The following is a 21,052-nucleotide window of genomic DNA, read 5'->3' as shown; positions in this document are numbered from 1 at the left end:
GCACCCGAAGATCGAGCGACAGCGCCTTGACCATGCCTGCCGGCCTCCAACTCCGGCAGGAAGCTTGAATCAGCTCGGCACTGATTTGAAAAGCCCCGGCGATTCAAAATGATCGGCTACCGCTCTAAATGGAAGAAGCGGACCTCCTGCGCGGATCTTCCGACCGGCCCGAAGGACGCCAAGTCGACGGTCCTGTCCCAAGAGGACGAGGCGATCGTCGTCGCCTTCCGCAGGCACACCCTGTTGCCGCTCGACGACTGCCTCTACGCCCTGCAGGCGACGATCCCCCACCTGACCCGCTCGTCGCTTCACCGATGCCTGCAACGCCATGGCATCTCAAAGCTTCCCGATGTGGCGGGCGACAAGCCGGCGATGAAGAAGTTCAAGGCCTACCCGATCGACTTCTTCCACATTGACATCGGCGAGGTACAGACGGCGGAAGGCAAATTGTATCTTTATGTCGGCATCGGCCGCACCTCGAAGTTCGCCTTTGCCCAGCTCGTCGACAAGGCCACCATGGCGACGGCACGCGCTTTTCTCGATGCGCTGGTGGCCGCCGTTCCCTACAGGATCGAGATCGTTCTGACCGACAACGCCATCCAGTTCGCCGACCTGCCGAAGAACCGTTCCGGTCCGACCGCCATGTGGCGCGGGCATCCCTTTGATCGCGCCTGTCAGGCTCATGGCATCGAACACCGGCTGACAAAGCCAAAGCATCCCTGGACCAACGGGCAGGTCGAGCGGATGAACCGCACGATCAAGGAGGCCACCGTCAAACGCTTCCACTACGACGACCACGAACAGCTTCGAGCCCATCTCGAAAGCTTCGTTGCCGCCTACAACTTTGCCCGCCGCCTCAAGACCCTGAAGGGGCTCTCGCCCTACGAATTCATCTGCAAACGATGGACAATCGAACCCGAGAGATTCATCATCAATCCAATCCATCAAATGCCGGGACCAAACATCTAATACCAACGGCCCTTATGAATGACCGATGTGCGCCCATTGGCGGCTGCCGATGGATGTGATGGTTTCTGGGTTTTCGGTGAGACTGCGCCAAGCCTCGCAGGCGGCATCGACGATGTCGGCATAGGTCTCGAAGACGCTGTTGGAGAGAAAGTTCGATCGCAGATACTGCCAGATCTGCTCGACCGGGTTCAACTCCGGCGAGCGCGACGGCAGGAAGATCAGCGTTATGTTCTTCGGGACTGTGAGCATCCTCGTAGTGTGCCATCCGGCGCGATCGAGCAGCAGCACGGCGTGCGATCCCCGAGCCACCATGGTCGAGATTTCGTCGAGGTGCATCTGCATGGCCTGGGTACCGATATAGGGCAGCGTCAAGGCGGCACCGACGCCGCGCGCCGGGCAGATGGCCCCGAACAGCCAGGCATTGTCGTAGCGCTGGTCGGCGGGCTGGCGGGGTCGCGTTCCGCGCCGCGCCCATTGCCGGACGATGCCGTTCTTCTGACCGATCCGGGCCTCATCCTGAAACCAGACCTCGATGCGGCGCCCCTTCGACAGGTGCCCGACGTGAGCGTTCAGGGTCCGAAGGAAGTTTTTTTGAAGTCCTCCATGACCTTGGGGTCCTGCCCGGGATGCCGGGGGCGAGCGCTGATGTGCGAGAAGCCGATCGCCTTGAGGATCTTGCCGATGGTTCGCTCGTGGTATGCGACGCCGAAGCGATCTGCGACGACCTTCCTCAGGTCGAGGCGCCGCCACCGGACGACGCCGTGGACCCTGCGATCCGGGCCGGTCTCGACGATCTCGGCGAGTTCGGCCAGCTGCGCCTTCGACAGCCGGGGCGGATGGCCCTTGGGGCGGATGTCGCGCAGCCCGTCGGGGCCGAGCGCGTTGAAGCGGTGAACCCAATCGCGCAGGGTCTGACGATCCATGCCGCCGATCCGAGCCGCTTCGGCGCGATCCATCCCATCAAGGACCGCTGCCAGCGACAGCAGCCGCCGGCTCTGATTGGCGTGTTTCGAAGCAGCGGCGAGCCGCCGCAAATCCGAAGCCGAGTAGTCCGTCCGAAGCTGCACCGCAGAGGCCATGGCGCGAATCCTCCCCGCACCATGGAACCAGCGATCGCACTCAACCGAAAGCCCCTGAGAGTCACCCTCAATGGCCGTTGGTATAAGTAGGTCGCGATTGGCCTCGTAGATTTCGACGAGCCCGGCGACGAAACCGGGATCATCGTCGCTCCGAGGCGTCACGGATGCGACGGAGTCCTTTGCCATCGATGGCAGCATCGATCCGAATGCTGTAGCCGCTCGGCCGCTCAATCTCGATCCGACCGGCATCCGATGGAACCGAGGTTTTCTCCCCTGCCTCCCGCCGGTGATCGTGACCGGCAGCAATGAAGCCCCATCCGCGTCGACGTGGACCAATAATTCATCGCGATAAAGCCTTCACCAGATGACAAGGTGGTTCGTGTTCACATAACGCCGCGCCACGACCACCGGCGATGCACCAGACTCAAACGACGCCGCAACGATCTTCCGCTTCAACGCATCGGTCCAGCTTCGCCGCCTGTGCCTCACTCCTGTCCATTATCGCGTTCGTGGAACTTCCCACCCTCATGCGCCAAACATTGCCACATCATCGGCGATCAACATCAGCGCCAAAAGTAGGATCTCGGCGTAAGGGTACCTTTCTCGCCGGACCGCGAGGAAAACGTCGCGGTCCGGCCAGCGCGGACTGGACCGGGCGCTCAGCATGGGAAAAAGTACCCCACCGCCAATGGATGAACGAATGTGCCGAAGAAGCCGCCGTCCCGTATGAAAGCCGCCAGCTCCGGTCCCAAGTCCGCGCCTCGGTCGGCGCCTCGGCCTCAACCGGAGCCTTCGCCCGAGGATGAAGGCGGTACGCTGATTCTCGACCATCTGCCGGGGCACCTGATCCGCCGCCTGCAGCAGGTGGCGGTGTCGCTGTTCGCGGAGGAGATGGAGGGCGCCGGCGCCGACCTCACGCCCGTGCAATATGCCGCGCTCGCCACGGTGCGGGCCCATCCCGGGATAGATCAGGCATCGCTCGCGGGAGTCATCGGCTATGACCGCACCACCATCGGCGGCGTGGTGGAACGGCTGGAAGGCAAGGATCTCATCCGCCGCATTCCATCACCCAGCGACCGGCGGCTGCGCCAGCTCTTCATCACGCCGGAGGGCATGGCGCTGCTGGTGGCGCTGAGCGCGCCGGTGCTCAAGGTGCAGGAGCGCATCCTGGAGCCCCTTACCCCGGCGGAGCGGGCGACACTGTCGAAGCTCCTCGTCAAACTGGTGAACGCCACCAACGAGCTGAGCCGCACGCCCACACGACCTGCGCTGGTGCGGGACGAGCCTCGTGGCCCTCTGCGCCGCTGAGGGGGCCGCCGGACTGGAGCGCTTCCACCAGCCTGCCGGCGGATCCTCTCGACGGCCCTCTTGTGTTCATATAAACAGTATGCTTATCATTAGTACTATCACGAATAAGATCAATGATGGGAGGACGCGTATGGGACATGCTCTCGGCACACTCGAGGAGTTGCCGCTCGCGTACCGTGCTGCTCTGGCGCGCAATAGCCTGGCGCCGCTCTGGCCGATGATGCGCAACGTGCTGCCCCACGGCGCGCCGCAGCCCGTGAGCCGGCAGAATCTGTGGCGCTTCGAGACGCTGCGCCCACTGCTGCTGGAGGCTGGGGACCTGACGCCGGTGGAGAAGGCCGAGCGCCGCGTGCTGGTGCTCACCGATCCCGGCCGGGGAGAGGGCGCCATGCAGGCCACCTCGGTCATCTATGTGGGCATGCAGCTCCTGAAGCCCGGCGAGACGGCGCCCGCGCATCGCCATACGCCCAGCGCGGCGCGCATCATTGTGGAAGGGGAGGGGGCCTATACGGTGGTGGACGGCGAGAAATGCCCCATGCACCGCGGCGACCTCGTCCTCACCCCCGGCGGCGCCTGGCACGACCATGGCCATTCGGGCACCGAGCCGGTGATCTGGTTGGATGCCCTTGACCTGCCGCTGTTCGTCTATCTCGAAGGCTCCTATGCCGAGGAGGCACCCCTGCAGGCGCCGCGCAACCGGCCGGACGCCTCGGAGGCCGAATATCTTTCCGCCGGCCTCGTGCCGTCCCGCCGTCCCGACCGTGCGCCGGTGAGCCGCTATCCCATGCTGCGCTACCCGTGGAGCCGAACCGAGGCGGCCCTGCGCAGCCTCGGTGCCCTGGCGGCGCCGGGCGAGGCGGTGGAGCTCGATTACGTCAATCCGGAGACCGGCGAGAGCTGCCTGCCGACGCTGGGCTTCACCGCCATGCTGCTGCGGCCGGGCGAAAAGGCCACGCCGCCATTGCGCTCGTCCAGCGCCGTGTTCCACGTGATCTCCGGCACGGGCACCTCCACGGTGAACGGCGAGCGCTTCGCCTGGGGGCCGGCGGATACCTTCTCCGCCCCCGTCTTTTCCACCCTGACCCATGAGGCGGACGGCACCGAGCCGGCCTTCCTGATCCGCATTCACGATCGGCCGCTGCAGGAGCGGCTCGGCTATTTCGAGGAGCGCGTGCGTCCATGAACGTGTCCACTGCAACCCCGGCGCTGGTGTTTCCGGCGCCGGCCCAGCCGCTGGTCCCCATTCTCGGCGAGACGAGCCTTTATCCGGTGCATCGCATCTTCTGCGTGGGGCGCAATTATGCCGACCACGCCAAGGAGATGGGTCACGAGGTGGACCGCGAGGCGCCATTCTATTTCACCAAGCCTGCCACGGCGACGGTGCTGAGCGACACCACCATTCCCTATCCGCCCGGCACGGCGAACTATCATTACGAGATGGAGCTGGTGGTGGCTCTCGGCGCGCCGGCCTTCCGCATCACGCGGGAGAGGGCGCTGGACGTGGTGTTCGGCTATGCCGCCGGCCTGGACATGACCCGCCGCGACCTGCAGCTCGATGCCCGCGCCAAGGGTCGGCCGTGGGACCTCGGCAAGGCGTTCGAGCAGTCCGCCGTCATCGCGCCCTTGACCCGTAAGGAGAGTTTCGGCGCCATCGGGCCGCAGCGCATTGCCCTGGACGTGTCCGGCGCGGTGCGGCAGGAGGCCCATCTCTCCGATCTGGTGTGGAGCGTGCCGGAGCTGATCTCCCATCTGTCCGGCTATTATCACCTCGGCCCGGGCGACCTCATCTATACCGGTACCCCTGCCGGCGTCGGCGCGGTGGAAGCGGGGGCGGTGCTCACCGGCACCATCGACGGGCTCACCCCGGTCCATTTCACCATCGGGCCGGCGCAATGAGCGCGCCGGCTCCCCTGAAAGCCGAGGCGCCGTCACCCCTGCGCTTTTACGGCTATTTCCGCTCCTCGGCGGCCTACCGCTGTCGCATCGCCTTCAACCTGAAGGGGATCGCGCCCGACTTCGCGCCTGTTCACCTGCGCCGGGGCGGCGGCGAGCAGTTCCACGGCGCCTATGGCGCCCTCAATCCCCAGCACCTCGTGCCGGCGCTGGAGGTGGACGGGCAGATCCTCACCCAGTCGCTCGCCATCATCGAGTGGCTGGAGGAGACCCGGCCCGAGCCGGCGCTGCTGCCGAAGGACCCGTTCGAACGGGCTCATGCGCGCGCCTTCGCCTTGGCGATCGCAGCCGAGATCCACCCGCTCAACAATCTGCGGGTGCTGGGCTACCTAAAGGGTACCCTCGGCCACGATCAGGCAAGCGTGGATACATGGTACCGCCACTGGGTGGACGAGGGGCTCGCCGCCTGCGAGGCGCTCGCCACGCGCAACGGGCATGGCCGTTTCCTGTTTGGCGATACGCCGGGGCTCGCCGACATCTGCCTCGTGCCGCAGCTCTACAATGCCCGCCGGTTCCACTGTGACCTCTCCGGCCTGCCGCGGCTTCTCGCCGTCGAGGCGGCCGCAGGGGAGCACCCGGCCTTCGCTGCGGCCCATCCCGACCGGCAGCCCGACGCCGAACCCTGAGGCGGGCCACGACGCCCCTTCAAGCAACAACGCGCGGGCCGACCGCCCCACCAGGTGAGGAACACCATGATCCCCCAACGCATCCTGATCGCCGGCGGCGGCATCGGCGGCCTCGCTACCGCCCTCGGCCTCGCCCGCAAGGGCATTGCCAGCCTCGTGCTGGAGCGCTCGGCCCAATTGGGCGAGATCGGCGCCGGCATCCAGCTCGGGCCCAACGCCTTCCATTCCTTCGATGCGCTGGGGGTGGGCGACGCCGCCCGGGCGCTGGCCGTCTATATCGACCGGCTGCGCCTGATGGACGCCATCTCCGGCGAGGAGGTCACCCACATCATGCTGGACGAGCCGTTCCGCAAAAGGTTCGGCAACCCTTATGGCGTCATCCATCGCGGCGACCTGTACGGCGTGCTGCTGCGGGCCTGCCAGGCGAGCCCGCTGATCGAGCTGCGCGCCTCCAGCGAAGTGGTGGGCTACGATCAGGACGGAACCTCCGTCACGGCGCGCATCGCCAATGGGGACACCGAGCGCGGCACGGCCCTCGTCGGCGCCGACGGGCTGTGGTCCAACGTGCGCAAGCAATTGGTCGGCGACGGCAAGCCCCGGGTCTCCGGCCACACCACCTACCGCTCGGTGATCCCCACCGAGCAGATGCCCGAGGACCTGCGCTGGAACGCCGCCACTTTGTGGGCCGGTCCCAAGTGCCACATCGTCCATTATCCGCTGTCGGGCTGGAAGGTGTTCAACCTCGTCGTCACCTACCATAACGACGCGCCGGAACCGGTCGCCGGCAAGCCGGTGGAGGCCGAGGAGGTGATGGCCGGCTTCACCCATGTGCACGAGCGGGCGCAGAAGATCATCCGCCACGGCTCGGGCTGGAAGCTCTGGGTGCTGTGCGACCGCGATCCGGTGGACACCTGGACCGACGGTCGCGTGGCGCTGCTGGGCGATGCCGCCCATCCGCAGCTCCAGTATTTCGCGCAGGGCGCCTGCATGGCCATGGAAGACGCGGTGGCGCTTGCCCATTGCGTGGACAGCTATCCTGGCGACCTGGAGGCGGCGCTGAAGGCCTATCAGGACCTGCGCGTTCTACGTACCGCGCGGATCCAGCTCCAGTCCCGCGCAATCGGCGAGCACATCTACCACCCCTCGGGTGCCCATGCGGCACTACGCAACGCCATCATGCGGTCCTACACGTCCGACGACTGGTACGACGCCGTGCAATGGCTCTACGGCGGCAATGGCCTCACCGGCTCCGGGATCGAATCGATCGGCGGCAAGCAGCATAGGTTGAAAGCGCCGGCGCTCGCGAGCTAAGGGGCGGCCACCGGTCTTCATGACGGATCGCGACGAGGCCTCTTCCACTGAGAGCGGTGCGGCTCTGGCGTCACGGTGTCGGCGACCACTTTGTGCCGGAACCGTCACACATTCCACGCACGGGGATCGACGGCGCGCCATGATCCCCCTGGGCGCCTCATCCGATCGCGAGAGGCAAACGGGTCACAGAGCTGGGTATTTGTCCCGGACACCTGCGAGGCCCTGCATCTGTGCCATGCCCCGCGTGCGGACTGTGAGGGAGGCGGCTTCCAGATTGATCATCCAGGCCGGAACGAGGAACGTGCGATCATCGCTTCCGTGGAGGTTCAGACGCCGGCTGACTCATGGAGTTGGTCCGCCGCCACAATCGCCCGCTTCGGGAAAAGCGAATGGAACGGATAAGCGACCTCCGCCTCCCGCCCCGGGCTCCGGGTATAATGAGGTCGCGTTGGAGGGTGGCGCCACTCACTCGGCGGTCATCGCTTCGTTTGTGGAAACCCGCAGGCTCAACGGTATCGACCCTCTGGGCGCGGAGGCTATGGCGTTGTGTTTCGACGTCACGGATCCCAAATCCGCGGAAGCCGGCGTCTATGCAGTGGCCGAACGGTGGGGATGCTTCGACATGCTGGTGAACAATGCCGGCTTCACTGCCACGGCGCCCCTGCTCGACATGGCCGAAGCCGGATGGGACCGCATCATGGACACCAATCTGAAGGGGGCTTCCCTGGTGGGTAAGGCCGCAGCACGGGCCATTGCCAAGCGACCGGGCGAGGCAATCGTCAACGTAGCCTCCATCGTCGGCCTCAGGGTGACGCTCGAAGAGCTTGGGGATTTATGCGCGTGCCGGCCGATCCATCACGGATTGACCGAGTGGACGATGCGCCCAACGCTGGACAGTGTACATGGCTAGCATCGAGGCCGCTCTGGAGTGGCTGACTGAGGTGGCGCCGGATATTCTGCGCATCCGCGTGCAACTTCCCTTTCCGCCGAGCGAGGTCAGTGTCTGGCTTCTGATCGTTCTGGACGGCTGGACGCTGATCGATTCCGGCGTGGCCGATGCGCCGACGCGCGCACCAATCACGCCTGACCTCGCTGATCCGCGGCTGAGTGGCCGATCGATCGCGCGGCTCCTCTTGACCCATTTCAATCGTGAACATGTGGGACTTGCCTACTGGCTTCGCCATTAGGGGGCCGCACTTCCTCTTCGCATGGCAGACTGACGGGTGCGAGCACAAACTTGTGAGTCCGTTGGCGGCCATCATCTGCATTTATAACATATGTTACTTGGGTTAACGTATTGATTGCAGAATTTCGCGATATGAAATGGGCAATAGTCGCCTCGGAGCATCGCAGCCTCAGGCGGGCGGCTGAGTCGCTCCATGTGCGAGAGTCGACTCTGAGCCGCCGTCTGCGTGATCTCGAATACCGGCTCGGAACAGAGCTTTTCGAGAGAACCGCCAATGGCACGCGTCTCACCGCTGCTGGAGAAGAGTTTGTCGCGGTGGCGCAGCACATCTTGGCGGAGGCGGATGTTGCATTCGCGCGGATCAAGGCGCGCGGGCGCGGCGAGAGCGGGGATCTCGTTGTCGGCATCTGCATGGCGCTCTCCGTGGGTAATCTGCGGGCGACGCTCGCAGAGTACGGCCGGCAACATGACGGCGTGGAGGTCCGCAGCATCGATGGATCACGCTCCCGGCTGCTCGCTGACCTCACCTCAGGGAGTATAGACGTCTTCCTCACGGCAGAGGGACATTCAGCCTGGGATGGCGCGTCGCTTCCCCTTTGGAGCGAACGGGTGATGGTCGCGCTGCCGGAGGATCATTTTCTTTGCCCGAACCCCATCATTCTCTGGCCGGATCTCGCCGGCGCGCGGATCTTGGTCAACCGGCGTGATCCTGGTCCGGACTATGAGGCGATGCTGCGGGCACGATTGGGTGACCGATGCGGCTGCACCTTCATCGGTCACGAGGTCTGTCTTGATCGTCTTCTGGGCTTCGTCGCAGCGGGGCTCGGGCTGACGCTGGTTTCGGAAAGCGCGGCCGCAGCCAATGATGCCGGAATCGTGTATCGCGAGCTGCACGATGACGACGGCCCGGTCCGTATCCGGTTCGCCGCCTACTGGAAAGAGACCAATCGAAATCCCGCGCTGCGCCCCTTCCTCGACCTGCTTCGCGGGCCCTATTCCGACACGGCTCCGTCCCTCTCGTCGGAATGAGCGATCCGCCCGCGCTTGGCCTTGGCGAAGCCGCGATCAGTGGCGATGAAGCGCTCCAGCATCGGGACGATTAGCTTCATGGGATCCATCACCGGTTGTTCGGTCCCGCGGGCCAGCACCTCGGCATAGGCGGTCAGGTCGCGATGGAGCGCGGCGGGCAATTCCAGCGTGACCTTGACCGACTTGTCATCCGGAATCGGACCCAGCTTCAGCTTCGTCATGATCATCCTCCATAGGGTTCCAGGGGCAGGTCCCGGGTGACGATGATCCTGACCGGAAATCCTGGCCGGATCGTCAGCGTCGGCGGCACATTCAGCTGGCGGCGGATGATCTGCTGGCCGGCATCGTTGACGGTGTCCTGGCCTCCGTTCCTGATGGCGCGCAGCAAGCGGCCCTCGTCATCGACGGCGAGTTCGGCGCCGACGCTGAGCAGGGTTGAAAGCGCCGCGGCCTTGGCGAGGTCCCACCAATGATAATCGACGCCGTCCTCAAGACCGGCATATCCTTGGGTGTCCGCGCCCGGCTGGCGCTCGATCACGATGGAGCGTCCATTGGGGAAGATCAGCCGGTTCCAGACCAGCAGGATCCGTCGCTGACCGAACCCGACATCGTTGCTGTATTCGCCGATGATGCGCGTGCCCTGGGGGACGAGGAGAACGCGCCCGGTCGGGCTGTCATAGATGTGCTCGGTGACTTGGGCGGTGATCTGCCCGGGCAGATCCGAACGGATGCCGGTGATGAGCGCCGCGGATATGACTGCGCCCGCCTGAAGCACATAGGGCGATGCCGGTGCCATCACCCGGTCGGGCGCGACGGTCCGCCGGTCGACGGCGGCGTTGAGAAAGTTGAGTTGCCGCTCCTGAGCCGAAGGAGTTGTGGGAACGCCATTCAGGCCGGGCATGCCGGCCATGCCTGCGGGTCCGGCGATCGCGGACGCCGGCCCCACCGATCGTGTCTCGGTCTGGAAGAACACGCGCGAGGTCCTGGCGGCCTCCTGCTCGGCGTGGCGGCGCTGCTCTTCCGGATCGACGGTGGCGGTCGGCATGGCCGGTGGCACGACCGGCTGTCCCCGGTTCTGCGCATTGACGATGGGCCGACCGAGATCGCCCGGCAGCGGGGGGCCGAGGATCGGACCGGTATAGTCACGCGGCAGGCCGGCGAGGCCGTCGGCGGTGGAGCGGTTCCCCGTGGAATAGAGCTCCTCCGCGCCTGTGCCGGCATTGCGGGTCTGTAGGGCATAGATCAGCGCCCCGCCCAATCCCAAGCCAGCCATAAGGCCGATGCCGGCCAGGACCTTGCGCGAGAGCCGGGTCATGCGCGGCGGCTCCGCGCGCAGGCGCATGGGCGCGGCGGCGGGTTCGGATGGCTCGTTCTGATCGTATGGCGGGTGCTCGCTCATCAGGCAGGCCTCCCGTCGGTGCGCACGATCCGGACCTTTTGTTGGCGCTCCCCGCTGCCGAGGCGCAGCTCGGCGGCGCCGAACAGGCGGTCGACGATCAGGATGTTCTGGTGGATGCGGCTGTTGACGATCTGCGCCTCGCCCTCGGGGCCGATGACGAAGATGGGCGGCATCTCCCCCTGCACGATGCCGCGCGGGAAAACCACATAGACCCGTCTACCATCGTCATAGATTTCGATCGGCCGCCACGGCGGCGTATCGCCGGAGAGGCCATAGCGATAGTTCCGCGCTTCAATGGCGGGGATGATCGGGGCGCTGGGGGCCGCCAGGCGTTGCGATGCCGACAGCTGCGGATAAGTCCAGGCGACCGCCGGCATGTAGGGCTTCTCGCCAGAGCGCAGCTCCAGCATGTAGGCGCGCCGGTCTGTGGTGAGCACCAGGTTGGTGGTGATGTCGGGCCGTGTCGGCTTCACCAGCACATGGACCCGCCGCGTCAGACCCGACCCGCTCTCGGTGTCGCCGATGACCCAGCGGGCGGTGTCACCGGCGGCGATGGGGCCTGACCCGGTCAGGCTCTCACCGGGCTCGAGCGCGATGTCCGTGATCTGCCCCGGCGCCGCATAGATCTGGTAGAGCGCCCCCTCGCTGAAGGGGAAGATCTGGATGGCGTTGTAATAGCCTTCCTTCTTCGGCTCGACGCGGGCGGCCGCATTGGCGTTCTCGACCCGCGCGGTCGGTACGTTAGCAGCAGCGCCGCCCCGGCTCGGGGTCCAGGCCGGGGGGATGTGCAGGGGCGGTGGCCGCCCGTCGACCACGGCGGGAACCGCCGGCAGGGGAGGGACCTCGGCATCGTAGCTGATCTCGGGCGGCTTCTGCGCGGTGGCACAGCCGGCGAGCGCCGATGCGGACAGGAGCAAAGCCGCCACTGCGGACCTGCGGAAAGTCGGGCTTCCGGCTCTACGGAAAGGCGGCGTCATTGGGCGAGCTCCCGCGACCAGCTGATGGCGTTGACATAGATGCCGAGGGGATTGGCACGGAGCTTCTCGGCGTCTCGGGGTGCCTGCACCACGATGGTGAGGATGGCGGTCCAGCGGGTGGTGTCGGCCAGCGCCCCGTCCTGATAGCGACGCTCGCTCCAGGCGACACGGAAGGAGTCGCCCGAGGCGCGGATCACGCTGGAGACGTCGACGGCGACCTGCTGCTTGCCGACCTTGGCGAAGGGATCGTTCGACCGCGCGTAGTCGTTGAGGGCCTGCGCCCCGCGGTCGGTGGTGAACTGGTAGGCTCTCAGCCAGTTCTCGCGCACGATGACCGGATCTGCCGGCACGCTGCGGACCTGCTCGATGAAACGGGCGAGGTGCCAGGCGATCTGCGGATCGCTCGGCCGGTAGTCGGCCGTGGCCGGAGCGACGGTCTGTGTCTGGCCGAGCTTGTCGACCTGAACCACCCACGGCACGACGGTGCCGCGGGCCGATTGCCAGACCAGGGCCGCCGCAAAGCCACCGGACAAGATCAGGCAGCCGAAGGCCATGAGGCGCCAGTTCCTGGCCTGGACGCGCGCCGAGCCGATCCGTTCGTCCCAGACCTGGGCGGCGCGCTGGTAGGGTGTCTCCGGCTGCGGGGTTTTGCCGTAGTGGGTGGATGGTCGCCTGAAGACGCTCATGTCATTCGCTCCCGGAGAGAGTGACGGAATGACCGCTGCCATGGCCGTCGCCGGAGCGGACGGCGTGCGCGGCGGTCTGGATGCCGTGGGTCATGTGCTGGGTGCGCTTCATGCGCCGCGCCCAGGCGGGCGATCCGTCGCTTCGGGCGCCCGGGGCAGCGGAGGAACCGCCTCCCGCCGCCCCTTCGCCATTCCCGAGCGTGCCCGTGGTGGAGGTGCCGCCGGTCGCCTCGAACGCGGCGCGGGCTCCGGCGGCGTGGCTGGCCTGGAGCGCCGCGCCGGCACGGGAGACCGCGCGCTTCAGCGGGGAGACAGCGGCCTCGGCACCAGCGCTCGCGACGCCGCCGAGGCCGGATGCGACCCCTGCGGAACCAGATTGTCCGGCCGAAGCGAGGCTGTAGGCGGTGGATGCCCCTCCGGCGAGCGCCGCGCCGCCACGGGCCGCCGCGGCCGTGCCCGACAGCGCCGCCATGCCGCCGCGCAGGGCCATCCCGCCGGCGGCACCGGCCGCCATCAGAGCTCCACCCGCGGCAAGTCCGGTGCCGACCGCAGCTCCGGCGCTCAGCTGGGGGCCGCCGCTCACGAGACCGTTGGCGATGCCCGGGCCGAAGACACCAAGCCCCAGGAGCGAGAGGGCGGCGAGTACGATGGCCATGGCCTGGTCGATGGTCGGCGTCGCCCCGCCGAAACCAGCGGTGAACTCGGAGAAAAGTGTCGAGCCGATGCCGATGATGACCGCGAGCACCAGCACTTTGATTCCGGAGGAGATGACGTTGCCGAGGACCCGCTCCGCCATGAAGGCGGACTTGCCGAACAGGCCGAACGGGATCAGCAAGAAGCCCGCCAGGGTGCTCAGCTTGAACTCGATGAGCGTCACGAACAGCTGGACGGCGAGGAGGAAGAAGGCGAGCAGCACCAGCGCCCAGGCCAGCAGCATGCAGGCGATCTGGATGAAGTTCTCGAAGAAGGAGATCCATCCCATCAGGTCCGAAATGGATTCCAGCAGCGGGCGCGCGGCATCGAGGCCGGTCTGTGCCACCTTGCCGGGCCGCAGCAGGTCGGCCGTGCTGAATCCCGTTCCCGACGCCTTGAGGCCGAGGCCGGCGAAGCTCTCGAAGATAATCCGGGCGAGGCTGTTCCAATTGGAGATCAGATAGGCGAAGACGCCGACGAACAGGGTCTTCTTGACGAGGCGGGCGATGAGGTCGTCGTCGGCGCCCCAGCTCCAGAACAAGGCGGCCAGCGTCACGTCGATGACGATGAGGGTCGTGGCGATAAACGCCACCTCGCCGCCGAGCAGGCCGAAGCCGGAATCGATGTAGCGGGTGAAGACCTCGAGGAAGTGGTCGATGACGCCGGTGCCGCCCATGTCAGTGCGCCTCCTGCGACGATGAGGTGCCTGGTGTCGGCGCCAGGAAGCGGGCGCGGTTCCGCGCCCAGGCGGTGAGGCAGCCGGGATCGCGCCCGCCGGCCTCGCCGAGCAAGGCACAGCGGTGCAGTTCCTCGCGCAGCGGATCCGGCCCCGCCCCGCCGGGCCGCACGGTGGCGGGAGGCACCGGCTCTTCCTCCTTCCGGGTCATCTCGATCGCCGCGGTGGTGATCGCGACGGCAACAAAGACCACGGCACCGAGGCGAGCGAACATCCTGGTGTCCATCGCCCGTCCTCAGTTGTTGAACATGCGGGCATTGCCGGGCTGGTAGCCCGTGCCCGGTGCGAGGAAGCGCCGGCGCTGCTCGCGGCCCTGGTCGGCGGCGGCGGCGCGCTCGGCCTCGCTCAGAGCCTGGGCGCGCCCGTTGGCGGCAAGGAGGGCCGTGAGGTCGGTGAGCTGCTGGGCCAGGAGCGCGAGGAGCTGGTTGCCGGCCTGGGTCGCCTGCAGGGCGCCGGTCGCGCCCTGGCTCTGGCCGACGAGAGCCGACATCTGGGTCCGGTTGGTGTCGATGTTGCCGACGACGCCGGCCTGGACGCGCAGGGCATCCCGAAGCCCCGCCACCGTGTTCTGCCAGCGCTCCTTGGCCTGGGCGACGATCTGCCGGTCGGAGGCGGTCAGCGCGGCGTTGCCATAAGTGGTCTGGAACGCCCGATCCACGCTCTGGACGTCGTAGGCGATCCGCTGCGCCTGATTGAGCAACTGCTGGGTCCGCTGGATCGACTGCTGAAGCTGCTGCAGCGCGGAGTAGGGCAGGCTCGCGAGGTTGCGGGCCTGGTTGAGCAGCATCTGCGCCTGGTTCTGCAGGCTGGTGATCTGGTTCTGGATCTGCTGCAGGGCGCGCGCCGCCTGAAGCAGGTTCTGCGCGTAGTTGTTGGGGTCGTAGACCACATATTGCGCGACAGCAGGTTCGATCAGCGTGGGGACAAAAGCTCCGACGCCGGCGAGGAGCGTGGTGCTGATGCGCAGGGCATGCGACGGGGAAAGGACAGGACGGCTCATGGCTGGGCCTCCGGATCGGGAGCGAGGTTCGTGAGGTCGGGGATGAGGTCGGCGGCCCAGGCGAGGCCGCGCGCGACGAGCCATTCCTCGAGGAAGCGGCCGGGCTCGGCGCGGGCCTCCACCTCGGTGATGAGGTCCTGGTCGGATTTCGAGGAGGCCGCACACAAAGCGAGGGCGATGTCGGACAGGCCGAGCGCGAACAGGCGGTTGCCGCGCCGTGACTGGCAGTAATAGTCCCGCTTCGGGGTCGCCCGCGCGATCAGCTCGATCTGCCGGTCGTTGAGCCCGAACCTCCTGTAGATCGCGGCGATCTGCGGCTCGATGGCGCGGTCGTTGGGCAGCAGGAGTCGGGTGTGGCAGCTGTCGATGATCTCCGCCGCGATCCGGCTCTTCTCGATCTGGGCCAGGGACTGGGTGGCGAAGATCACGCTCGCATTCTTCTTGCGCAGCGTGACCAGCCATTCGGTGAGCTGCCTGGAGAAGCCGGGATCGCTCAGCGCCAGCCAGCCCTCGTCCACGAGGATGAGGGTCGGGCGGCCGTCGAGGCGATCGGTGATGCGGTGGAAGAGATAGGAGAGCACCGGCGCCGCGGCGCCGGTCTCGATGAGGCCTTCGGTCTCGTAGACCTGGACCGCGGCATCGCCGAGTTCTTCGCTCTCCGCATCCAGCAGCCGACCGTAGGGACCTCCGACGCAATAGGGCTGCAGGGCCTGCTTGAGCGGGTTGGACTGAAGGAGGACCGAGAGGCCGGTGAGGGTCCGCTCATGGATCGGCGCGGAGGCGAGCGAGGTCAGGGCGGACCAGAGGTGCTCCTTGACGTCAGGCGTGATCTCGATGTTCTCGCATAGCAGGATGGACACCACCCAATCGGCGGCCCAGGCGCGCTCAGGAACATTCTCGATACGGGCGAGCGGCTGCAGCGAGACGGAGGCGATCGACCCGTCGGTCAGGCGACCGCCGAGGTCGTGCCAGTTGCCGCGCATGGCCAGCGCCGCGGCCCGGATCGAACCGCCGAAGTCGAAGGCAAAGACCTGGGACTTCGCGTAACGGCGGAACTGCAGGGCGATCAGCGCCAGCAGCACGGACTTGCCGCTGCCGGTCGGGCCGACCACCAGCGTGTGACCCACGTCTCCCACATGAAGGGAAAACCGGAACGGGGTGGAGCCTGCGGCCTTGCCGAACAGCAAGGGGGGAGCGCCGAGGTGTGAGTCCCACCCCTCGCCCGCCCACACGGCGCTGAGGGGGATCATGTGGGCGAGATTGAGGGTCGACATCGGAGGCTGGCGGACATTGCCTTAGAGGTGTCCGGGCAATGTGCCCAGCCAGGCGTCGACCGCATTGACGGTCTCGGTGATGGCGGTGAAGTCGCGGCCCTGGAGGACCTTCTCCACCGCGCGGAGCTTCTCGTCGGCGGCGCGGGGATCCTCATCCCAGACCGTCACGGTCGCGGTGACGAAGGCAATGCCCGCGAAATCCGCGCCGAGCTCCTGCAGAGCGAGGTCGGCATCCACGGCCTTGTTGGCGGCGTCGCTGTCGACGAGGACGGAGGCCTCGTTGGTGAGCACCTCCTTCAGGATCGCGGCGATGCTCTTGCGCTTGGCGAACCACTGCCGCCGGATCTTGGTCAGCAGCCGGGTGGCATCGGTCTTGTCGAGCAGGATGGCCCGCGTCGACCATCGGTAGGGAAAGGCGAGTTGGTTCAGCTCGTCGAGGATCCCCGGGGTGGTGGCGCTGGGAAAGCCGACAATGGTGAGGATACGCAAGTGCGCCTTGCCGAGCATGGGCGCGAGCCCGCCGGTGAGCGGCTCGTCGGCGAGCAGCGCATCGAGATACATGGGTGTCTCGGGAACGCGGACGCGATGGCGCTTCGTCGAGATGCAGGCGTGCAGGTAGGTCAGGGTCTCGCCGTCGTCGAGCCAGCGGCACTCCGGCATGGTGCCTTCGAGGAGTTGGAGGACGCGGTTGGTCCGGTCGATGAACGACCGCAGGACGTCGTGGGGATCGATGCCCGCCTGGTCGCGTCCCTCATAGAGCCAGCTCTCGGTGCGCGCGGCGTCGTCCGCCGGCGGCAGGAAGGCGAAGGTGAGATAATAGCTCGTTTCGAAATGCCGCCCCGCCTCCTCGAAATCGGCCTTGCGCTCGGCATCCACGAGGGCGGCCGCGGCGTCCGTGAACAGGCTCGAGGGATAGCGGCCGGCGGGATGGCGCTGGGCCTCGACGAAGATGGACCAGCCGGAGCCCAGGCGCCGAAACGCATTATTGAGGCGGCCGGCAACTGCGATGAGCTCGGCGGGCACGGAGCTGTCGAGGTCGGGACCGCGGAACCGGGCCGATCTCTGGAAGCTGCCGTCCTTGTTGAGAACGACACCGTCGCCCACCAGCGCCGCCCAGGGCAGGTAGTCGGCGAGGCGCGCGGCGGTGCGGCGATATTCGGCAAGGTTCATCATGGCAGGTGCTCACACCGACAGGTGGCTGGAGATGCGCAGATGGCGCCGGGTGACCTCGACGAACATCGGGTCGCGCCGGGCGGCCCACACCGCTGCGAAATGACCGACGGCCCCAAGGGCGAGGCCAACCAGCCAGAGGCGCAGGCCAAGGCCCAGCGCCGCCGCCAGCGTGCCGTTGAGGATGGCGATGGCGCGCGGGGCGCCGCCGAGCAGGATGGGTTCGGTCAGGGCCCGGTGGACCGGGACGCAGAAGCCCGACAGCTCGGCAACGGGATCGGACAACGAGGTCATCAGATGGTGACCCCGCCGCCGAACGAGAAGAAGCTCAGGAAGAAGGAGCTCGCCGCGAAGGCGATCGACAGGCCGAAGACGATCTGGATGAGCCTGCGGAATCCCCCGCTCGTATCGCCGAACGCCAGTGTGAGCCCGGTCGTGATGATGATGATCACCGCGATGATCTTGGCGACGGGCCCTTCGACGGAGGTGAGGATCTGCTGGAGCGGTTGCTCCCACGGCATCGAGGAGCCCGAGGCGCGGGCGGAGGGCGCCAGCATGGCGCTGGCCAGAAGGGCGACGGCGGTGGGACCGATGTGGCGGCGAAGGCGGTGGGCACGGTGGATCATCAGGCTTCTCCGGTTTGCTGGGAGGCTTCGGCGGGGGTGACGAGGTAGTCGCCGGCGGGCCCGAGACCCTCGACGCGGGCGAGCTCGGTGAGCCGGCGCGCCGAGCCGCGGCCGGAAAGCACGGCGATGAGGTCGATGGTCTCGGCGATGAGGGCGCGGGGGACCGTGACCACGGCCTCCTGAATCAGTTGCTCGAGGCGGCGCAGGGCGCCGATGGCGCTGCCGGCATGGATGGTGCCGATGCCGCCGGGGTGGCCCGTGCCCCAGCATTTGATGAGATCCAGCGCCTCGCTGCCGCGCACCTCGCCGATGGGAACGCGGTCGGGGCGCAGCCGCAGGGACGAGCGCACGAGGTCGGAGAGTGTGGCGACGCCGTCCTTGGTGCGCAGCGCGACCAGGTTGGGCGTCAGGCATTGAAGCTCGCGGGTGTCCTCGATCAGCACGACGCGGTCGGAGGTCTTGGCGACCTCGGCGAGGAGCGCGTTGGTGAGCGTGGTCTTGCCCGTGCTCGTCCCGCCGGCGACAAGGATGTTGCGGCGCTCGGCGACGGCGAGGCGCAAGGCCTCAGCCTGGTGCACAGTCATGATCCCGGCGGTGACGTAGTCGTCGAGGCTGAACACGCTGGAGGCGGGCTTGCGGATGGCGAAGGCGGGGCCCGTCGTGATCGGTGGCAGGAGGCCCTCGAACCGCTCCCCGGTCTCCGGCAGCTCGGCGGAGACGCGCGGTGCGCCTGGGTGGACCTCAGCGCCCACATGGTGGGCGACGAGGCGGACGATGCGCTCGCCATCGGCGAACGACAGCCGTTCCCCGGTATCGGCGAGGCCCCCGGCCAGCCGGTCGACCCACAGGCGCCCGTCGGGATTGAGCATGACCTCGACGACGGAGGCGTCTTCCATGAAGCGGGCGATGGCTGGACCGAGGGCGGTGCGCAGCATGCGCGCGCCGCGTTGCGTCGCCTCGGAAGTGTGGTGAGTGGTCCCCATCCCGTCCCCCGCATCGAGAGGGGACGCCACCTGCGATCCCCGGATCGGGGATGATTAAGAGAGCCTGTAATCAGGCCGGATCAACAGGTTTCGGTCGTCGTAGGGCCGTAGCGTGCAAAGACAGGAGAACGGCGGGGTCGTGGCAATGGAGATGCAGCCGATCAGCGAAGAGGCCGGCCAGCGCGGAGCCGACGATGCTGCTCGGAGGGGTGGGTGCCAGTTAGCACCAGCCCGTGGGAGCGCGAGAACCATCCAGCGGTCCTTCCGGGCTCATTTGAATTTGGCGGTGATTGCAAATCCAAAATAGCGTCGGAGCTGGCAAAGCATCTTGCAGCCTGGTGAAAAGTGAGGTTCAACCAACACTGCTTGTTGCTTGCGAGGCGCGCCGTGACCGAGATTTCGACCGAGAATAACGACACTGATCATCTCGATCTCGTCGCGGACATTGTGGCCGCCTTCGTGGGGCACAACACCGTCGCGATCGCCGAGCTCCCGACCCTGATCAAGAGCGTGCATGCTGCCCTGGGCAAGCTCGCCGCGCCTGCCGCGGAACTGATCGAAGAACTGAAGCCGGCGGTTCCCGTCAGGCGATCGGTGACGGCCGACTTCATCATCTGCCTCGAGGACGGCAGGAAGTTCAAGTCGCTGAAGCGCCATCTGCGCACCGCCTACGACCTGACCCCCGAGGCGTATCGCGAGAAGTGGGGCCTGCCGCGAGACTACCCCATGGTTGCCCCGGGCTATGCCGCTGCCCGCTCGGAACTGGCAAAGGCCTCGGGCCTCGGCCAAGTTCGAAAGAAGGCGGCGGCACCAGTAAAGAAGGCTCCGGGACGGCGCAAGGCTCCTGCGGTCCGATCGCCAGCGGAAGACGTCAGACGGCCTCCCAGGGCGCACATGTAGGCGCGGGGCTCAACACGAAAATTGCGCCAAAGGACTAAACCGCTGCCACGGTAACTGCCCTGCATGACGGGCGGTTGGCTATTTTCCATGTGGCGCCCGGCATAGGCGGGCGGACCATCACGGGGTTTCTTCGGACAGGAGAGCCCCATGGACGCTTCCAAGCCTTCCACCAGCACACGGCCGGCCATCAGCCCGCTGCGGCAGCGGATGATCGAGGATATGACGATCCGCCGGTTCGGCGAGCACACCAAGCGGGACTATGTCCGCCAAGTCGCGGAGTTCACCGCCTTCCTCGGCCGGGCTCCGGACCAGGCCGAGCCCGAGGACCTGCGCCGCTACCAGCTGCATCTGGCGAGCTTCGGTGCCAGCTACGCCCGCATGAACCTCGCCTGCACGGCCTTGCGCTTCTTCTTCCACATCACCCTGGGCCGGGCCGGCTTCGGCGACCGGATGGCCCGCATCCCGACGCCCGAGCGCCTGCCCGTGGTGCTCAGCACCGAGGAGGTGGCGCTGCTGCTCGCCCATGCCGCTCACCTCAAGTACCGCGCCGCGCTCAGCATCGCCTATGGCTGCGGCCTGCGGGTGTCGGAGGTCGCCCATCTCAAGGTCGCCGATATCGACAGCGCGCGGATGCTGATCCGCGTCGAGCAGGGCATCCGACACTTCGTCCGGCAAGAGAAGTCCGGACACTATCCATCTCTGCACGATGTTGAGGAGGTGGTGTTGAGGGACGTCGAAGACCGAAACCGCGAAACTGGCCCTTCCAAAGAGGCCGCGGCCAGCCTTCGCCAGCATGTCCTGCGCCGGACTACAGAGTATCCTCCATGGGGTCACGCTCCCGCTCGCCGAATTCGCTCGTCTCGATTCGCTTGCATTAAACCGCGTAGGTGCGACCGGCGATCGCCACGTCGAGGTCGTGGGGTTTAGCAATTCCGCGGCAAGGGCGCGCCAGGAACGGACCTTGGCTCGCAGCCGTTCAGCAGACCTTCAGTTCGTGAGCCAACCCAACAAACGATGGATTAGCACTACAGTTGCGTTTTGCTAGGGTTTCTGAATCGATGGGCGACCATGATTCGGGATCTGATGATTGGTGGTGCGTCGGTTGAGGATATGCTGGCGCTTTGGGCATCGGCCTTGCGGGAGGGCA

The 21,052-nt window shown here is 66.8% G+C and carries 21 protein-coding genes and 2 pseudogenes; 11 read left to right on the top strand and 12 right to left on the bottom strand.

The annotated features are described in order from the left end of the window. Window positions 1-123 precede the first annotated feature (123 nt). Window positions 124-969: pseudogene (locus K9U41_RS14215) on the top strand (IS481 family transposase); the annotation flags it as partial. Window positions 970-981: 12 nt separating this feature from the next. On the opposite strand, the gene K9U41_RS14210 reads toward K9U41_RS14215, so the two are convergent. After that, a protein-coding gene (locus K9U41_RS14210) for an IS630 family transposase (protein ID WP_282641502.1) occupies window positions 982-2,048 on the bottom strand; the annotation gives its coding sequence in 2 pieces (ribosomal slippage) (window positions 982-1,562 and window positions 1,562-2,048; 1,068 coding nt in all). Window positions 2,049-2,774: 726 nt separating this feature from the next. Here K9U41_RS14210 and K9U41_RS14205 point away from each other — a divergent pair. The 8 genes from K9U41_RS14205 (at window position 2,775) to K9U41_RS14170 (ending at window position 9,461) form a co-directional block, all read left to right on the top strand. After that, a complete protein-coding gene (locus tag K9U41_RS14205; RefSeq protein WP_282641501.1) occupies window positions 2,775-3,356 on the top strand; it encodes a MarR family winged helix-turn-helix transcriptional regulator in 582 nt (193 codons plus the stop codon). Window positions 3,357-3,486: 130 nt separating this feature from the next. Further along, window positions 3,487-4,539, top strand: coding sequence for a cupin domain-containing protein (locus K9U41_RS14200; protein WP_282641500.1), 1,053 nt, complete (start codon window positions 3,487-3,489; stop codon window positions 4,537-4,539). Beyond that, entirely contained in the window at window positions 4,536-5,252 is a 717-nt protein-coding gene (locus K9U41_RS14195; protein ID WP_282641499.1) for a fumarylacetoacetate hydrolase family protein, read from the top strand. The genes K9U41_RS14200 and K9U41_RS14195 overlap by 4 nt, the downstream gene beginning before the upstream one ends. Before the next feature lie 38 nt (window positions 5,253-5,290). Continuing rightward, on the top strand, window positions 5,291-5,935 hold the full coding sequence (maiA, locus tag K9U41_RS14190; RefSeq protein ID WP_282641506.1) for a maleylacetoacetate isomerase: 645 nt from the start codon (window positions 5,291-5,293) through the stop codon (window positions 5,933-5,935). A 66-nt stretch (window positions 5,936-6,001) separates the two neighbouring features. Next, window positions 6,002-7,246, top strand: coding sequence for a 3-hydroxybenzoate 6-monooxygenase (locus tag K9U41_RS14185; protein WP_282641498.1), 1,245 nt, complete (start codon window positions 6,002-6,004; stop codon window positions 7,244-7,246). A 448-nt stretch (window positions 7,247-7,694) separates the two neighbouring features. Then, the gene (locus tag K9U41_RS14180; RefSeq protein ID WP_282641497.1) at window positions 7,695-8,156 is read left to right on the top strand and encodes an SDR family NAD(P)-dependent oxidoreductase; all 462 of its coding nucleotides are present in this window, start codon (window positions 7,695-7,697) and stop codon (window positions 8,154-8,156) included. Beyond that, the gene (locus K9U41_RS14175; protein WP_282641496.1) at window positions 8,149-8,433 is read left to right on the top strand and encodes an MBL fold metallo-hydrolase; all 285 of its coding nucleotides are present in this window, start codon (window positions 8,149-8,151) and stop codon (window positions 8,431-8,433) included. Before K9U41_RS14180 ends, K9U41_RS14175 begins: the two co-directional genes overlap by 8 nt. A 110-nt stretch (window positions 8,434-8,543) precedes the next feature. Further along, on the top strand, window positions 8,544-9,461 hold the full coding sequence (locus K9U41_RS14170) for a LysR family transcriptional regulator (RefSeq protein ID WP_282641495.1): 918 nt from the start codon (window positions 8,544-8,546) through the stop codon (window positions 9,459-9,461). Here K9U41_RS14170 and K9U41_RS14165 read toward each other — a convergent pair. The 11 genes and pseudogenes from K9U41_RS14165 to trbB all read right to left on the bottom strand — a co-directional run bounded on the left by K9U41_RS14165 (window position 9,425) and on the right by trbB (window position 19,005). Next, window positions 9,425-9,682 carry a DUF2274 domain-containing protein gene (locus tag K9U41_RS14165; protein ID WP_282641493.1) on the bottom strand — a complete coding sequence of 86 codons (258 nt, stop codon included), beginning with the start codon at window positions 9,680-9,682 and terminating at the stop codon, window positions 9,425-9,427. The genes K9U41_RS14170 and K9U41_RS14165 overlap by 37 nt on opposite strands. 2 nt (window positions 9,683-9,684) lie before the next feature. Continuing rightward, on the bottom strand, window positions 9,685-10,860 hold the full coding sequence (locus K9U41_RS14160; protein ID WP_282641492.1) for a TrbI/VirB10 family protein: 1,176 nt from the start codon (window positions 10,858-10,860) through the stop codon (window positions 9,685-9,687). Next, window positions 10,860-11,837, bottom strand: a complete 978-nt coding sequence (gene trbG, locus K9U41_RS14155) for a P-type conjugative transfer protein TrbG (protein ID WP_282641491.1) — start codon at window positions 11,835-11,837, stop codon at window positions 10,860-10,862. Before trbG ends, K9U41_RS14160 begins: the two co-directional genes overlap by 1 nt. Further along, entirely contained in the window at window positions 11,834-12,523 is a 690-nt protein-coding gene (gene trbF, locus K9U41_RS14150; protein ID WP_282641490.1) for a conjugal transfer protein TrbF, read from the bottom strand. Before trbF ends, trbG begins: the two co-directional genes overlap by 4 nt. A gap of 1 nt (window position 12,524) precedes the next feature. Next, window positions 12,525-13,892, bottom strand: coding sequence for a P-type conjugative transfer protein TrbL (gene trbL / locus K9U41_RS14145; RefSeq protein ID WP_282641488.1), 1,368 nt, complete (start codon window positions 13,890-13,892; stop codon window positions 12,525-12,527). Between the two features lies 1 nt (window position 13,893). Beyond that, on the bottom strand, window positions 13,894-14,166 hold the full coding sequence (gene trbK-alt, locus K9U41_RS14140; protein WP_349237851.1) for a putative entry exclusion protein TrbK-alt: 273 nt from the start codon (window positions 14,164-14,166) through the stop codon (window positions 13,894-13,896). 21 nt (window positions 14,167-14,187) lie between these two features. After that, the gene (trbJ, locus tag K9U41_RS14135) at window positions 14,188-14,952 is read right to left on the bottom strand and encodes a P-type conjugative transfer protein TrbJ (protein WP_282641486.1); all 765 of its coding nucleotides are present in this window, start codon (window positions 14,950-14,952) and stop codon (window positions 14,188-14,190) included. Next, a pseudogene (trbE, locus tag K9U41_RS14130) lies at window positions 14,949-17,399 on the bottom strand (conjugal transfer protein TrbE). The gene trbJ and the pseudogene trbE overlap by 4 nt, the downstream one beginning before the upstream one ends. Window positions 17,400-17,408: 9 nt before the next feature. Beyond that, entirely contained in the window at window positions 17,409-17,690 is a 282-nt protein-coding gene (locus K9U41_RS14125) for a VirB3 family type IV secretion system protein (RefSeq protein WP_282641485.1), read from the bottom strand. After that, window positions 17,690-18,022, bottom strand: a complete 333-nt coding sequence (locus K9U41_RS14120; protein WP_282641484.1) for a TrbC/VirB2 family protein — start codon at window positions 18,020-18,022, stop codon at window positions 17,690-17,692. Before K9U41_RS14120 ends, K9U41_RS14125 begins: the two co-directional genes overlap by 1 nt. Continuing rightward, entirely contained in the window at window positions 18,022-19,005 is a 984-nt protein-coding gene (gene trbB / locus K9U41_RS14115) for a P-type conjugative transfer ATPase TrbB (RefSeq protein ID WP_282641482.1), read from the bottom strand. Before trbB ends, K9U41_RS14120 begins: the two co-directional genes overlap by 1 nt. 396 nt (window positions 19,006-19,401) lie before the next feature. On the opposite strand from trbB, the gene K9U41_RS14110 reads away from it, so the two are divergent. After that, complete coding sequence (locus K9U41_RS14110) at window positions 19,402-19,905, top strand: MucR family transcriptional regulator (RefSeq protein ID WP_282641505.1); 504 nt, start codon at window positions 19,402-19,404, stop codon at window positions 19,903-19,905. A 147-nt stretch (window positions 19,906-20,052) separates the two neighbouring features. Continuing rightward, window positions 20,053-20,832 carry a tyrosine-type recombinase/integrase gene (locus tag K9U41_RS14105; RefSeq protein WP_282641481.1) on the top strand — a complete coding sequence of 260 codons (780 nt, stop codon included), beginning with the start codon at window positions 20,053-20,055 and terminating at the stop codon, window positions 20,830-20,832. The last annotated feature ends 220 nt before the right edge of the window (window positions 20,833-21,052 follow it).

Origin of the sequence: Xanthobacter autotrophicus, from assembly GCF_029991245.1 — a bacterium.
Lineage (GTDB): Bacteria > Pseudomonadota > Alphaproteobacteria > Rhizobiales > Xanthobacteraceae > Xanthobacter > Xanthobacter autotrophicus_C.
Note: the sequence above shows the minus strand (reverse complement) of the source record. Positions and strands in the feature narration are given on the sequence as shown.

Excerpts from the sequence above, each read along its gene's own strand:
- trbK-alt (WP_349237851.1), bottom strand. The coding sequence starts at position 14,166 with ATGTTCGCTCGCCTCGGTGCCGTGGTCTTTGTTGCCGTCGCGATCACC.
- K9U41_RS14200 (WP_282641500.1), top strand. The coding sequence starts at position 3,487 with ATGGGACATGCTCTCGGCACACTCGAGGAGTTGCCGCTCGCGTACCGT.
- trbG (WP_282641491.1), bottom strand. The coding sequence starts at position 11,837 with ATGACGCCGCCTTTCCGTAGAGCCGGAAGCCCGACTTTCCGCAGGTCC.
- K9U41_RS14125 (WP_282641485.1), bottom strand. The coding sequence starts at position 17,690 with ATGACCTCGTTGTCCGATCCCGTTGCCGAGCTGTCGGGCTTCTGCGTC.
- K9U41_RS14195 (WP_282641499.1), top strand. The coding sequence starts at position 4,536 with ATGAACGTGTCCACTGCAACCCCGGCGCTGGTGTTTCCGGCGCCGGCC.
- K9U41_RS14105 (WP_282641481.1), top strand. The coding sequence starts at position 20,053 with ATGGACGCTTCCAAGCCTTCCACCAGCACACGGCCGGCCATCAGCCCG.
- trbB (WP_282641482.1), bottom strand. The coding sequence starts at position 19,005 with ATGGGGACCACTCACCACACTTCCGAGGCGACGCAACGCGGCGCGCGC.
- K9U41_RS14175 (WP_282641496.1), top strand. The coding sequence starts at position 8,149 with ATGGCTAGCATCGAGGCCGCTCTGGAGTGGCTGACTGAGGTGGCGCCG.
- trbJ (WP_282641486.1), bottom strand. The coding sequence starts at position 14,952 with ATGAGCCGTCCTGTCCTTTCCCCGTCGCATGCCCTGCGCATCAGCACC.
- K9U41_RS14185 (WP_282641498.1), top strand. The coding sequence starts at position 6,002 with ATGATCCCCCAACGCATCCTGATCGCCGGCGGCGGCATCGGCGGCCTC.
- trbL (WP_282641488.1), bottom strand. The coding sequence starts at position 13,892 with ATGGGCGGCACCGGCGTCATCGACCACTTCCTCGAGGTCTTCACCCGC.
- K9U41_RS14120 (WP_282641484.1), bottom strand. The coding sequence starts at position 18,022 with ATGATCCACCGTGCCCACCGCCTTCGCCGCCACATCGGTCCCACCGCC.
- trbF (WP_282641490.1), bottom strand. The coding sequence starts at position 12,523 with ATGAGCGTCTTCAGGCGACCATCCACCCACTACGGCAAAACCCCGCAG.
- K9U41_RS14165 (WP_282641493.1), bottom strand. The coding sequence starts at position 9,682 with ATGACGAAGCTGAAGCTGGGTCCGATTCCGGATGACAAGTCGGTCAAG.
- K9U41_RS14160 (WP_282641492.1), bottom strand. The coding sequence starts at position 10,860 with ATGAGCGAGCACCCGCCATACGATCAGAACGAGCCATCCGAACCCGCC.
- K9U41_RS14205 (WP_282641501.1), top strand. The coding sequence starts at position 2,775 with ATGAAAGCCGCCAGCTCCGGTCCCAAGTCCGCGCCTCGGTCGGCGCCT.